Origin of the sequence: Nocardia sp. CA-135953 (genome assembly GCF_050955735.1) — a bacterium.
Lineage (GTDB): Bacteria > Actinomycetota > Actinomycetes > Mycobacteriales > Mycobacteriaceae > Nocardia.
On record NZ_CP192082.1, the window covers coordinates 6,950,344 to 6,963,711 of the forward strand.

Below are 13,368 nucleotides of genomic sequence, written 5' to 3' on the forward strand. Positions count from 1 at the left end.
CAGTGCGTCGTCGCCGCCGAAGACGCGCCCGGTGATCATCCATTCCTTGGCCTTGGCCAGGCCGACAATGCGCGGCAAGAACCAGAGCGATCGGCCCTCGGGAAAGAGGCCACGGCGGGCGAAGACGAATCCGAAGCGGGAATCGGTCGCGGCCAAGCGAAATCGGCGGCGAGCGTCACGGACAGGCCGACACCGACGGCGGCAACCTTGCATGGCGACGATGACGGGTTTGTTGAGATTGGTCATCGGCTGAACCACACGCGTGGACCATTCGACCCAGTCGGGCGCGGCGACATCCTCGTCGGAGCCGCCCGCCGTGAGGTTTATGCCGACGCGGAAATCCGTTCCGGCCGCGGCGAATACGACAGCGCGTACCGCATCGTCGTTATCGGCGGCGGTGACGGCGGCACCGAGTTGATCGGCCATTTCGGTGATGAAACCGTTGCGCGCCTCGGGTCGATTCAGCGTGATCGTGGCGATCGCATCCGCAACGCGGTAGGTAATGGTGCTATTCGGCTCCCGACTGCGGTTCAGCGCTTGCCGGATGCGGCGGAGATGAGCAGTTCGACCATGGCGGTGGCTTTTTCGGACTGTGGCGGGTCACCGGTGATGACATCGCTCCAGACGAAAGCCTCGCCGATGCGCACGATCGCATAGGCGAGATCGCGGATCTCGATGCGCGGATCCAGATCGGGCAGCCCGGCCAAACGCTCTGCGGCCCAATCGATCATGCGGGCCTGTACAACGGTGTAACGCGAGGTCAGGACGCGCAGTCCGTACTCTGGATCCTCGGCGACGAAGCGTGACAGCGGTTCGAAGGTGCGCACGGTGTCGGCGAGCTTGCCGAAATTGCGGACGAAACGTGTGGCCGGCGCCCCGTAACCGCGCGCCTCGACCCGGGTGATCGCCTCCGCGATCACCCGCCACACCACCTCCCCGATCACCACTTCCCGACTGCCCCACCAGCGATAGAGCGTGGCGCGGCCGATGCCGAGTTCGCGCGCGAGCTGCCGCATATCGATGCGGCGGCCGTCGAGGAACCAGCGGTGCGCGAGGTCGATCACATCCGCACGCGCCGGTTTCGATACGACCGCCGCCTCGTCGGACACGGCTACGGCCTCGTCATGGCCGCATATCGAGCGAGATGCTGGTCGCTGGAACCGAATTCGTATTCGATCGCGGTCAGTCGCTTGAAGTAGTGGCCGATCGCGAGTTCCTCGGTCATGCCCATGGCGCCGTGCAGTTGCACGGCGTTCTGGCCGATGAAGCGCGCGGCCCGACCGATGGTGACCTTCGCGGCCGAGACCGCTCGCGCCCGGTCCGCCGCGGCCGCACCCAATGAGTAGACGGCCAGATACACCGCGGCAACGGCCTGCTCGAGCTCGATGAACATGTCGACCATGCGGTGCTGGAGCACCTGGAAACCGCCGATCGGCTGGCCGAACTGCTGCCGCTGTTTGGCGTATTCGACCGTGTCCGCCAACACCTTTCGCATGCAGCCGACGGCCTCGGACGCGATCGCCGCGATCGCCTCGTCCGCCGTCGCATCGATCGCGTCCCATGCCGCGCCCTCGGCGCCGAGCAGCGCGTCGGCCGGCAATCGGAATCCGGTGAAGGTGATATCGGAGCCGACCCGGTCGTCGATCGTCCGATACGAATGCACCTCGACACCGGTGGGCAGATCAGCGGCATCGAATTCGGAGAGGAATAGCGAGATTCCGTCCTTGTCGCGCCGCTCACCGGCGGTGCGCGCGGTGATGAGCAGATGTGTCGCCAGCGGTGCGCTGGTCACGACGGTCTTGACGCCATCGAGCACCCACCCGTCACCATCGCGACGCGCGGTGGTCGATACATCGTGCAGCGTCTGTCCCGAGCTCGGCTCCAGCGCCGCGAACGCTGTCCGCGCCGCACCGGAAACGATCTGGCGCAGTACCGAATCGGCACGCTCGCCGCCTGCGCGATTCAGCAGACCGGCGCCGACCACCACGGTGTCGACAAACGGCTCGACGACCAGCGCACGGCCGAGTTCCTCGGTGATGATCATCAACTCGACCGGACCACCGCCCAAACCATCGACCCGCTCGGGCAGGGTTGCCCCGAGAATGCCCAGTTCCTCGGCGAATCCGCGCCATACGCCCGGCTGCCAACCGGCATCGGATTTCGCCGCGCCCCGGCTCTTGTCCAGTTCGTAACGGGCGCCGAGGAATCCGGCCACCGCGTCGCGAAGCAGTTCCTGCTCATCGGTGAAGGTGAAGTCCATCAGAGCCCCAATGCTGCCTTGGCGAGAATATTTCGCTGAATTTCGTTGCTGCCCGCATAGATCGAGCCCGCCCGGTCATTGAAGTAGCGCAGCGGCGCGACGGCCTGCCAGTCCGCGCCGCTGTGATAGCCGTCGGCGGGCGGGGTGAATTCGGCGATCGGCCCGCCCGGCGCGGTGGCATGCGGCTGATAAACCCGGCCGCGCGGTCCGGCCGCCTCCAGCGCCAATTCCGTGAGCCGCTGACTCAATTCGGTGGCCAGGATCTTGAGCATCGAGGACGCGGGCCCCGGATTCTTGCCGTGCGCCATCGCCGAAAGCGTGCGGTACTCGAGGATTTCGAGCACCTCGGTGCGAATTCGGGCCTCCGCCAACTTCGCCGCGAATGCCGCGTCATCGATCAACGGATTGCCGTCGGGTCCGGTCTGCTCGGCCGCCGCGGTGGCCACATCCTGGGCCATGACCTGCAGCATCGGCGCTGCCGCACCGCCTCGCTCGTGCACGAGCAGAAATTTCGCGACGGTCCAGCCGTCATCGATCCGCCCGAGCACATTGGCCTTCGGCACCCGGACGTTATCGAAGAAGACCTGGTTCTGCACCTGTTCGCCGGAGGTCATCACCAGCGGGCGGATCTCGATGCCCGGCGAGGTCATATCGATCAGCAGGAAAGTGATGCCCTGCTGCTTCTTCCCCTCGCGCGAGGTCCGGACCAGGCAGAAGATCCAATTCGCCTCGGTGGCATGGGTGGTCCAGATCTTGCTGCCGGTGCAGACGAAATCGGCGCCGTCGTCGACGGCGGCCATGGTCAGCGCGGCCAGGTCCGAACCGGCCTCCGGTTCCGAATAGCCCTGGCAGAAGAAGACTTCCCCGGTCAGGATGCGCGGTAGATAGAAGGCCTGCTGCTCCGGCGTACCGAACGCGACGATCGCGGGCGCGACCATCCGGATGCCCATCGGCGAGAGCGACGGCGCACCGGCCAGCATCGACTCGCGATTGAAAATGTAGTGCTGGGTGAGGCTCCAATCGCAGCCACCGTGCTCCACCGGCCAGGCCGGTGCGGCCCAGCCGCGCTCATGCAGGATGTGCTGCCATCGCATGCTGGCCTCGTGGTCCGGGTACACGCTCGTCGCCAAGCGCCCGGCCCGCCGCAGCTCCGGCGTCAGCTTCTCGGCGAGAAATGCGCGAACCTCGTCCCGAAAGTCCAGATCGGCCGCTGACCAGTCGTAATCCATCTGCCCTCCCGGAGGGATCTGCGTCATTGCATCGGGTCGCGCTGCGGCCCCACGAGACACAATGTACGTCTGTCTCACGCCGGAAATCAAACTGATGCCACCTGCCTGCACTTGCGTGCGCTAGCAGTCTTCGAACGCCGCCTTGACGTATCCGACGGACTGGTAGACGTAGTCGTAGGCCCACCTGGCGACCGAAAGACGTGGCTGCGGATCCACCATCAGCACCTCACCGTCCCAGCATTTCCCGAGGATGTAGCGGGCCCGCGAAATGTGCGGCGTGAAGGTGACGACGATGACTCGACGCCAACCCTGCGCCGCGGCGAGTTCGGCGAGTTCGCGACCTTCGCCACGTGTGGTACGCGGCGACGGATCGAAGCAGGTGACCTGAAAGCTGTAGCGGCTGTGGCAGATTCGGTTCATCAGCGCACTGTTCTCATACGGATCCGAGAACAGCACCCGGGGCGCGTAACCCTCTCGGGCCAGCCGCAGTCCCAGCTTCTCGCGCCCGTCGTGCGCGCCGCCGAGCACGAGAATCGCATCGGCTTTCACGGGTGCGTCCACCTGCGGCCGAACGTAAACCGGCCACAGACCAGCGACCGATACCACCACCGCAACGCCGACTACCACCCAGGCGCTGCGGGCCCGGATGCTGCGCTGGCGTCGCACGAGATCGATCGTAACCGGGCCGTCATCGTATGAGTTTACGCAGGCCAGAAGGCTATCGGTCTTTCATGTCGCCACATGTACATCTGCTGTTGCCGAGACCCTTGCCTCGCTGACGTGGGGTGGCCATCGGCGGGACCTATCAATCGATCATGCGATGCACAGTCTTCGGAACCGGGTACCTCGGGGCCACGCACGCGGCGTGCATGGCCGAGCTCGGACACGATGTGATCGGCGTGGATATCGATCCGGGCAAGGTCGCGAAGCTGTCCGATGGTGTGGTGCCGTTCTACGAACCCGGGCTAGAGGAGGTGCTGCGCCGGAACCTGGACGCCGGTCGGCTGCGCTTCACCACCTCGTACGCGGAAGCCGCCGACCACGCCCAGGTGCATTTCCTAGGCGTCGGGACACCGCAGAAGAAGGGCGAGTACGCCGCGGACCTGAAATATGTGCACGCCGTGGTCGATACGCTCGCACCGCTGTTGGAGCGGCCATCGGTGATCGTCGGGAAGTCGACGGTGCCCGTGGGAACCGCCGCCGCATTGGGTGCGCGGGCCCGTGCGCTCACCGACGCCGCGGTCGAGGTGGCGTGGAATCCGGAGTTCCTGCGCGAGGGTTTCGCAGTGCGGGACACACTGCGTCCCGATCGACTGGTGCTCGGCGTGGATCGCGAACGCGAAAGCGCCGCCTGGGTAGAGGAATTGGTGCGCGAGGTCTATGCCGACCTGATCGCGGCCGAGGTGCCGTTCCTGCTGACCGACCTGGCCACCGCAGAATTGGTCAAGGTCGCCGCGAATGCCTTTCTCGCGACCAAGATTTCGTTCATCAACGCCGTCTCCGAGGTCTGCGAGGCCACCGGCGCCGATGTGACCATGCTGGCCGACGCACTCGGCTACGACGCGCGCATCGGCCGCCGATTCCTCAATGCCGGACTGGGTTTCGGCGGCGGCTGCCTGCCCAAGGACATCCGCGCGTTCATGGCGCGCTCCGGCGAACTCGGCGCCGATCACGCGGTGGCCTTCCTGCGCGAGGTCGACAACATCAATATGCGCCGCCGCACCAAGATGGTCGATATGGCCGCGCGAGCCTGCGGCGGATCGCTGCTCGGCGCCAATGTGGCGGTGCTGGGTGCGGCCTTCAAACCCGAATCCGACGATGTGCGTGACTCACCCGCGCTGAATGTGGCCGGGATGATCCAGCTGCACGGCGCGGTGGTGACGGTGTACGACCCGAAAGCGGCGGAGAATTCGCGACGGGTCTTCCCCACGTTGAATTACGCGACCTCGGTCACCGAGGCCTGCGATCGCGCCGATGTGGTGCTGGTGCTGACCGAGTGGGACGAATTCGTCGCATTGCGTCCGCAAGACCTCGATCCGGTCGTCCGCAAACGGTCGATCATCGACGGTCGCAACTGTCTCAATCGAGCCACCTGGAGAGACGCCGGATGGGTGTACGCCGGACTCGGCACACCGTAGAGTTGCCTGCGACGCAGGGGCGACGCCGGGATGATCAGATCCTGCCTTCGGGTCTGTCGGACGTCGGCGGTAGGGTCCCGAGAGCGGGCCGATTCCCCGGCGGGCGGCGCAGGCTCGCACGTCGTGATGTGTGAAACGGGATGGGCAGCTGATGAGTTCGGTTCTGGGAGTTTCGGTGGGGGCCGGCGCCGTCCGTATGGCGCGACCACACACCAGGAGCCCCCACGGCCCCATCACCCCGCATTCCTTCGATCTGCAGACGATTCCGATCGTCGAGCACCAGGTGGAGGAGCTGGCCGCCGAGGCGATCGGCGTGACGCTGGAATCCATGCCAGGTATCGCGGCCACCGCGATCGCCTACCGCAGTGAGCAGCATGCCAAGGCGCTGCGTGCGGCCATGGCGCGGCAACAGCTCACCAATTACGAACTGGTGCCCGAAATCGTCGCTGCGGTCGAATTCGCGCAGGCCACCGGGGATATCCGCGGCATCTCCTCACTCGTCGTCTACGACCTCGGCAGCTCCGGACTGACGGTCAGCGTCGTCGACACCCAGACCCGTGAGATACGCCACAGCGAACGCACCAGCGATATCAGCGGCGACTACCTGGATTCGCTGATTCGCGAACAGCAGATCGCCTCGGGCCGGATCGCGCATCCGCCGGATTCGGCGGGGCTGGCCGCCCTGGACGCACTGTGCCGCGAGGCCAAGGAGCAACTGTCCTCGAATACCGCCGTGGCGCTGCCCAGCGAACAAGGGCTGGTGCTGCTGGCCCAGGAGAATTTCGAAGCCCTCATCATGCTGGCGATCGAATCGTCGGCGCGGATGGCGCGCGATGTCATCGTGCGCTCGGATCGTCCGGTGCACGGCGTGCTCGCGATCGGCGGTTGCGCGCGAATTCCGCTGATCGCCAAGGTCCTCGAACGCTGGATGGGTGTGCCGGTCATCGTGCCCGACAGCCCGGAGACGGTGGTCACCCGCGGTGCCGCGCTGATGGCGCGTCCGGTGCGCACGGTCGTCCAGACCCCGCAGCAGCACGCGCCGGCCGCGGATTCGCTGCTCGATGATGATGAACTCTCACCCGCCTGGCTGTCCGCACCGCCCAAGCGGCGCCGCCGCAAGCGGGAAATCAATGGTGCGGTGCTGACCGTCAGCGCACTGGCTGTCGTCGCGGCGATCGGACTCGGACTCGGTTACGGCCCACAGGTTCTCACGCGCGATTCGCAGAGCAGCGACCACCAGACCTCGGTCTCGCCGACCAACCCGCCGCGCACCACCACCCTGGACCCGCAGATCGCCGTTGCCCCGGCCAGCTCCACCGAGTCCGCGGAGTCGGTGGCCGCCCCGCCCCCGTACCGCGCGACGACCACGGAGCCGCCCCCGTCCACGCCCGGCCCGAATACCATTGTCGTGCCGGGACTTCCGCCGATCGTGGTGCCGACGATTCCGCCAGTGATCCTCCCCTTCCCGCCACCGGCGCCGCGCTGAACCGGTGACCCGCACTCCCCAGCGAAGCAGGTTATGCGGCAGTTGCCGAGGGGCGGAACCCTCGTCGCCCCACGCGCTCTCGGATCCGGCGGCGGTTACCGAGCGGCAGGGCCGTCGTCGTCCCAGGATCCGCGCGGATCCGGGCGGCGGTAGCCGTGCGGGTCGGTGTCGTAGTCGGGCTCGTAGTCCTGCGGATCGGCGCTGCGGTAGCCTCGACTGCGTTCGTATGGCCGGGAATTCGAGGGTTGGTCGTTCCAGGCAGCCGGGCCCGGCTCGTCATCCCGGGTCGGGGCCGAGGTCCGTTGGCGGCTGGGAGCGGCGGCGGAGGGGCGGGACGGCGAGCGACGGGAAGGGGCGGACGCCTCGGACTTCGCATGCCGCGAGTGCCGCGCGGGAGCAGCGGGTTCGGGCTTGTGACCGAAGGGCCGGGCGAGCATGACGGCGATGGCAGTGGTCAACGGGACCGAAAGGGCCAGCGCGATACCGCCGACGGAGGAGCGAGCGATTTCGATGGCGACCGCATCGCCGGTCAGGACGTCGCGGATGGAGCGGCCCGCGACACTGAACAGCAGCAGCAATGGAAGCGCGCCACCGGCGTAGGCCAGCACCAGGGTGTAGACCGTGCTCGCGATATGGTCCCGGCCGACGCGCATGGCGGCAGCGAAAACCTCCCGGCGCGATGCGGATTCATCGATGGCGGCGAGTTCGAAAGCGGCTGAGGCCTGGGTGATGGTCACATCGTTGAGCACACCGAGCGAACCGATGATGAAGCCCGCAAACAGCAGACCGGTAATGCTGACGTGCTCGATGTAGGTGGCGACGTTGGTGTTCTGTTCCTCGGATAGGCCGGTCAGATGCGTGACCTCGATGGCGACCCAGGACAGCACCGCCGCGACGACCATCGATGTCAGCGTGCCGAGCAGCGCGGAACTGGTGCGCAGATTCACACCGTGCGCCAGATACAGCACGGCATACAGGATCATCGCACCCGCGACCAGCGCGACCGGAATAGCGGGCTTACCGTCCAACAGTGCGGGCAGCATGAACAGCACGAGCACCGCGAAGGCGAAGACCAGCCCGAGCAATGCCCGCAACCCGCGCCAGCGCGCCACCACGATGACCACGACCACGAAGGCCAGCACGATCAGGGTCAGCGGCAGCCCGCGCGAGTAGTCCTCGAACGAGTACAGCGGCATTCCGCTCGGATCGGTCTGTCGCACGATCCGGATGTGGTCACCGGCATGCAGATCGGGTTGTCCCGGGCCGGGCGCGATTTCGAACAGGGTGTGATTGCCCTTGTGCGGACCGGAATCGATGCTGATCAGACTGCGCTGACAGGTGTAGCCCGCGGCGCGCGGCTGCTCGGGCTTATCGATGAACACCTTGCCGATCGAACTGCTGCCGCACGCGCCGACGTCCTGCATCACCACGGTTCCGGCCTCGGTCTGCACCGCGCCACCGCCCGCGTTCTGCATCGGCAGCGGGATGTCGATGTGCTGGCTGCTCGGCCACAGCACGATGGCGGCGATCACGACCACGACACCGATCGCGGCGAGCAACCCGACGACCACCCGGGCCGCGGTCGCGCCGATCGCAATGGGGCCGGAATGGTCGTGGTGATGGTGATGATCACTCATGGCTCACCGGACTCCTACCTTTTCGTCTGTAGTCCAGGGTGCGAGCTTAAAGGATTTCATTTTCAAGATCCGATTCACGGACCGGCAGCGACCGACAACGAGTCAAGAAAAGATTCCGAATGGAAATCGGGAGGGGGCGGCGGAGAGCAGGGGGATGTCTCCGCCGCCCGCAGGTTGGCGCCCAGGGGGGTAGGCAGCCTAACCCGAGGTCAGGTTGTCCAGGGGGGGTAGACAACATGACCGGGCACTCGAAGTGCCAAGAGACACTGTACACAAAAAGTCTCGTTTAGCGCTAGCTAGTAACCAAAACTCGCAACTATCCGTACACCGAGTCTGTTTTACCCCCGGAAGCGGGGCGATCCAGTAGCCCAGCGCACACTGACGAGGAGGTTCGGACCGCCCAGTCCCTACTGCCGGTAACTCGACAGGAAGTTCCCGAAGCGCTCGATCGCCACCGCGAGATCCCGTGCCCACGGCAGCGTGACGATCCGCAAATGATCATGATTCGGCCAGTTGAACCCGGTGCCCTGCACCATCAAGATCTTCTCCTGCAGCAGCAGATCCAGGATCAGCTTCGAATCATCGTGGATTTCATAGACGTTCGGATCCAACTTCGGGAACGCGTAGAGCGCACCCTTCGGCTTCACACAGGAAACACCCGGGATCATATTCAGCCGCTCCCATGCGACATCGCGCTGCTCGAGCAGTCGACCGCCGGGCAGGATCAGATCCTCGATGCTCTGATGTCCGCCGAGTGCCACCTGAATCGCATGCTGCGCAGGCACATTCGGGCAAAGCCTGGTCGAGGCGAGCAGATCGATGCCCTCGAGGAAACCAGCCGCATGCTCCTTGGGTCCGGTGATCGCCAACCAGCCGGAGCGGTAGCCCGCGACCCGGTAGGCCTTGGAGAGTCCGTTGAAGGTCAGGCAGAGCAGATCGGGCGCGAGCGTCGCCAGCGAAATATGCTTGGCGTCGTCGTAGAGGATCTTGTCGTAGATCTCGTCGGCGAGCAGCAACAGCTGATGCTTGCGTGCGAGGTCGACCAGCTGCTGCAGCACCTCGGTGGAGTACACCGCACCGGTCGGGTTGTTCGGATTGATGACCAGCAGCGCCTTGGTCTTATCGGTGATCTTGGCTTCGATATCGGCGATATCGGGCTGCCAGCCGTTGGATTCGTCACACAGGTAGTGCACCGGAGTGCCGCCGGCCAGGCTGGTCATCGCGGTCCACAGCGGATAGTCGGGCGCCGGGATCAGCACCTCGTCACCGTTGTCGAGCAGCGCCTGCATGGTGATGGTGATCAACTCCGAGACGCCGTTGCCCAGGTAGACGTCGTCGACATCGAGTTCGGGAAAGCCGGGGACCAGCTCATAGCGGGTCACGATGGCGCGCCGGGCCGACAAGATGCCCTTTGATTCTGAGTAGCCCTGGGCATACGGCAGCGCGGCGATGATGTCGCGCATGATCACATCGGGCGCCTCGAACCCGAACGGCGCGGGATTGCCGATATTCAGCTTGAGGATGCGATGCCCCTCCGCCTCCAGCCGTGCCGCATGTGCGCCCACCGGTCCACGAATTTCGTAGAGAACGTTCTGCAGCTTCGTGGATTGCTCCAGCACGCGCGGCGGGTGATGCGGAAGATGGCTAGGACTCACCCTGCCTATGGTGCCATTTGTGTTTTTGGCAGCGTGGCCGCGGCGTGTTCGGCAGTGCTTGCAGCCGCGATTTGATCCAGTGTGCTCCGCCGAATCAGGACGACGAGTTGCCCGGCGGGATACCTTTGGCCGCAGTGTTTCCGCAGAACTCTTCGATTTTCTCGTCGAGGAAGCGCGCCTCGACGGCGTCGCGGAACTCCGGTCCGGCGATCCGCCGCCGCAGCCCGACCAGCCGTTCCTCCAGTTGGGCGATGCGCTTGTCCTCGGCGAGGCCGAGCACCGGAACCAAGGCGGCGGTCGCACCGTCCAGACTGCCGTTGATCAGGTGCGCCGCGGCGCTGTCGACCCGGGCCATCGCCTCGGTGCCGTAGGAACGCCGCTCGGACGGGCCGTTCGCGTACAACTCGATGGCCTGTTGCGTCGCGGCCAAGGCGGGTTCGGCCTGACCGAGATGGATATAGGTCGCGCCAGCGTAGTAATGGGCCTTGGCCTCGTTGAAGCCGAAGACGCCGCCGACCTCGTCGTGCAGGGAGTCGGTATCGGACACCTCGCGGGCATCATCGGCGGCCCGGATGCAGCGATCGGCGTCGGTGTCACTGCCCAACCGCGACCAGATTCTGGCCTCGATATTCAATAGTCGAACCTTGGCCGTGGCCGATTCGGCGAAGTCCTGCCCGCTTTGCGCCAGCAGCACTCCCCGACGCGGTCGATCGGACCAGTATTCGATCAGCGCGTGCATGCCGCGGGTCCAGGCGCGCAACCCGTTGTGACCACACAATTCCGAATACGCCCAGGCCGCTCTGATCTGCTCGCCCGCGGCATCGAGATAGCCGAGGTCGGTGCTCGCATTGGCGAGCAATCCCGACAGCGTGCCTGCCAGCAGATACAGATGGCTGGTATCGGCGGGGCGCTGATGCCCCTCCAGCAGCCGGTACACCCGGCGTCGCACGCGCAGCATCTCCACCATCATCGGTACCGGCGGGATGTGCACATATTCGTTCGCGATGCGCGTGACATCGGCATCGAGCTGCTCCAAGGTGGTAGCACCGACATTGGTGCTCTCGGCCTGGCCGGCGTGCTCGCTCGCCTCGTGGGCAGCCGCCATGATCAGATCCCTCTCCGAAATCGCCGCTAACGCATCACCTCTCATCGCACCGGCGTCAATGAGAGCCAAAAGGTCCGCGTCACTCGAATAATTAGCGCGAGCCGAGACATCGGCCCGCCTGTCGAATCCGGGCGCGGTCGGTCGATCGAATACGGGTTGATCGATTATCGCCGCAAACCGCGCCCGCACAACATCGTCGGACCTGGCCAGGGATGTATCGAGGGCGGCTTGATTCACCGGACGTGGATGGACCCGCGCTCCGCCGGCCTCCCACTTCGATACGAGCCGCTCGTGCACACCCAGATGCGCTGCGAACTCCCGGATACTCATCCGCCTGGCATCGCGAAGGGCACGGGCCTCTTTACCTGACCACTGCCGGACCACGACGTCATCCTTCCGACCGAACTCCTTCCCAGGGTACGAGCGCTTTGTGAGTGCGGCCACAGGCAAAAGCCGTCCGCTATCAGAGGCAGCGGAATGGCAGTAGAAGGCGAGCGGGTGGGCGATTCCCGAATCGCCGTCCGGCACAGGACCCTTGGACACGAGGAGGCAAGGAGTTGACCGTGAATGTGGAGAAACTCAGAACAGTCGACGATTGGGTGGCCTATTACCGGCACGAGTTCGGATTACCGGTCACCGAACGCGGCGGGTTCGTGATGCTGCCCATCACCGGCCGGGTCTGCGTTGTCCACCTGCCGACGATCCGGGCCGAAAAGGTCAGGGCCGCACTGGAACAGCAGGGGACGAGGGGCCCCATGCTGGCCAGGCAGATTCGCTCGAGCGTCCTCACCGAGCCGGACAGTCGGCCGGGCGCGCAGGTATTGGAGGTGCTGAACCGTCTCGACATAGGCATACCAGCCATCGGCAGCGCCGTGATGTTGCCGACCGGGCTCGGTCGGTGGACCCGGGAAGGGTGCTTCTGGGTCAACCCACCGAGTCGCGGCGACACGCTCCCACCGTTATCCGTCGTCATCACGACGGCACTCGCGGTGGGGGCGGGTGGCGGGGACTGAATGCGTCGTCGGTCCCCGCCGCCGGGCCTACCGAGTCCGCCCCTCTACTGGCAGTCGACAGGGGCGGGCTCGGTCGGGTGTTTTTCGGGCCGATCCAACGTGGGCGAAGAGGCAGCGAAAGGGCAGTGGGGTTGCGTCCTGGAGCCTGAACCCGTACGCATCTGCACGATTCGAGCGAGACGAGGAAGCTCGTTCGGATCGACGCTGATGCGTACGGGTCCTGCCGCTGGTCACAACTCTTTCCGGGTCGTCGAAACCCGTACTGCCACAGATCAAGTGGGCAGCGGGAAGTTCAGATACGACCGGGAGGGTGTCGGTCCGCGCTGGCCTTGGTATTTGGAGCCCGCGGTGGTGCTGCCGTACGGGTTCTCGGCGGGACTGGTCAGTCGCAACAGGCACAGCTGACCGATCTTCATGCCCGGCCACAGGGTGATCGGCAGATTCGCCACATTCGACAGCTCCAGCGTGATGTGGCCGCTGAAGCCCGGATCGATGAAGCCCGCCGTCGAGTGCGTCAGCAGGCCGAGCCGTCCGAGGCTGGACTTGCCTTCGAGCCGACCGGCCAGGTCGTCCGGCAACGTGCACACCTCCAGCGTGGAGCCGAGCACGAACTCGCCGGGGTGCAGCACGAACGGCTCACCTGGGTCAGGCTCGACCAGACTGGTCAGCTCATCCTGACGTTGTGCGGGATCGATATGGGTGTACCGCGTGTTGTCGAACACCCGGAACAGCCCATCCAGCCGCACATCGATACTCGACGGCTGGATCAGGTTTGCCAGGAGCGGCTCGACGCCGAGACGCCCAGCGGCGATCTCCGCGCGGATGTCACGATCGGAAAGCAGCAC

General features: G+C 65.6%; 10 protein-coding genes and 2 pseudogenes. 3 read left to right on the forward strand and 9 right to left on the reverse strand.

Annotated elements, in window-relative coordinates; genetic code table 11:
- Window positions 1-48: 48 nt before the first annotated feature.
- The 5 genes and pseudogenes from ACQPXH_RS31630 to ACQPXH_RS31650 form a co-directional block, all read right to left on the reverse strand.
- Window positions 49-426, reverse strand: a pseudogene (locus tag ACQPXH_RS31630) (enoyl-CoA hydratase-related protein); the annotation flags it as partial.
- A gap of 104 nt (window positions 427-530) precedes the next feature.
- Complete coding sequence (locus ACQPXH_RS31635; RefSeq protein WP_433600070.1) at window positions 531-1,109, reverse strand: QsdR family transcriptional regulator; 579 nt, start codon at window positions 1,107-1,109, stop codon at window positions 531-533.
- Window positions 1,110-1,111: 2 nt separating this feature from the next.
- Window positions 1,112-2,260: an acyl-CoA dehydrogenase family protein gene (locus ACQPXH_RS31640; protein ID WP_433600071.1), complete on the reverse strand. Its 1,149-nt coding sequence runs from the start codon at window positions 2,258-2,260 to the stop codon at window positions 1,112-1,114.
- Window positions 2,260-3,489 carry an acyl-CoA dehydrogenase family protein gene (locus tag ACQPXH_RS31645; protein WP_433603646.1) on the reverse strand — a complete coding sequence of 410 codons (1,230 nt, stop codon included), beginning with the start codon at window positions 3,487-3,489 and terminating at the stop codon, window positions 2,260-2,262. The genes ACQPXH_RS31640 and ACQPXH_RS31645 overlap by 1 nt, the downstream gene beginning before the upstream one ends.
- 120 nt (window positions 3,490-3,609) lie before the next feature.
- Complete coding sequence (locus ACQPXH_RS31650) at window positions 3,610-4,155, reverse strand: YdcF family protein (RefSeq protein ID WP_433600072.1); 546 nt, start codon at window positions 4,153-4,155, stop codon at window positions 3,610-3,612.
- A 149-nt stretch (window positions 4,156-4,304) separates the two neighbouring features.
- On the opposite strand from ACQPXH_RS31650, the gene ACQPXH_RS31655 reads away from it, so the two are divergent.
- A complete protein-coding gene (locus tag ACQPXH_RS31655) occupies window positions 4,305-5,627 on the forward strand; it encodes a UDP-glucose dehydrogenase family protein (protein ID WP_433600073.1) in 1,323 nt (440 codons plus the stop codon).
- A 151-nt stretch (window positions 5,628-5,778) separates the two neighbouring features.
- The gene (locus ACQPXH_RS31660; protein ID WP_433600074.1) at window positions 5,779-7,113 is read left to right on the forward strand and encodes an Hsp70 family protein; all 1,335 of its coding nucleotides are present in this window, start codon (window positions 5,779-5,781) and stop codon (window positions 7,111-7,113) included.
- Between the two features lie 368 nt (window positions 7,114-7,481).
- Here the strand turns inward: ACQPXH_RS31660 and ACQPXH_RS31665 are convergent.
- The 3 genes and pseudogenes from ACQPXH_RS31665 to ACQPXH_RS31675 form a co-directional block, all read right to left on the reverse strand.
- Window positions 7,482-8,750, reverse strand: a pseudogene (locus tag ACQPXH_RS31665) (YibE/F family protein); the annotation flags it as partial.
- A 407-nt stretch (window positions 8,751-9,157) separates the two neighbouring features.
- Window positions 9,158-10,414 carry a pyridoxal phosphate-dependent aminotransferase gene (locus tag ACQPXH_RS31670; RefSeq protein WP_063044852.1) on the reverse strand — a complete coding sequence of 419 codons (1,257 nt, stop codon included), beginning with the start codon at window positions 10,412-10,414 and terminating at the stop codon, window positions 9,158-9,160.
- A gap of 85 nt (window positions 10,415-10,499) precedes the next feature.
- Complete coding sequence (locus ACQPXH_RS31675; RefSeq protein ID WP_433600075.1) at window positions 10,500-11,510, reverse strand: XRE family transcriptional regulator; 1,011 nt, start codon at window positions 11,508-11,510, stop codon at window positions 10,500-10,502.
- A 563-nt stretch (window positions 11,511-12,073) separates the two neighbouring features.
- Between ACQPXH_RS31675 and ACQPXH_RS31680 the strand changes: the two genes are divergently transcribed.
- The gene (locus ACQPXH_RS31680; protein WP_433600076.1) at window positions 12,074-12,523 is read left to right on the forward strand and encodes a hypothetical protein; all 450 of its coding nucleotides are present in this window, start codon (window positions 12,074-12,076) and stop codon (window positions 12,521-12,523) included.
- Between the two features lie 272 nt (window positions 12,524-12,795).
- Here ACQPXH_RS31680 and dcd read toward each other — a convergent pair whose 3' ends face one another.
- On the reverse strand, window positions 12,796-13,368 hold the full coding sequence (gene dcd, locus ACQPXH_RS31685; protein WP_433600077.1) for a dCTP deaminase: 573 nt from the start codon (window positions 13,366-13,368) through the stop codon (window positions 12,796-12,798).

Coding starts and splice junctions, on each gene's coding strand:
- ACQPXH_RS31655 (WP_433600073.1), top strand. CDS start 4,305: ATGCGATGCACAGTCTTCGGAACCGGGTACCTCGGGGCCACGCACGCG.
- ACQPXH_RS31660 (WP_433600074.1), top strand. CDS start 5,779: ATGAGTTCGGTTCTGGGAGTTTCGGTGGGGGCCGGCGCCGTCCGTATG.
- ACQPXH_RS31675 (WP_433600075.1), bottom strand. CDS start 11,510: ATGGCGGCTGCCCACGAGGCGAGCGAGCACGCCGGCCAGGCCGAGAGC.
- ACQPXH_RS31640 (WP_433600071.1), bottom strand. CDS start 2,260: ATGGACTTCACCTTCACCGATGAGCAGGAACTGCTTCGCGACGCGGTG.
- ACQPXH_RS31645 (WP_433603646.1), bottom strand. CDS start 3,489: ATGGATTACGACTGGTCAGCGGCCGATCTGGACTTTCGGGACGAGGTT.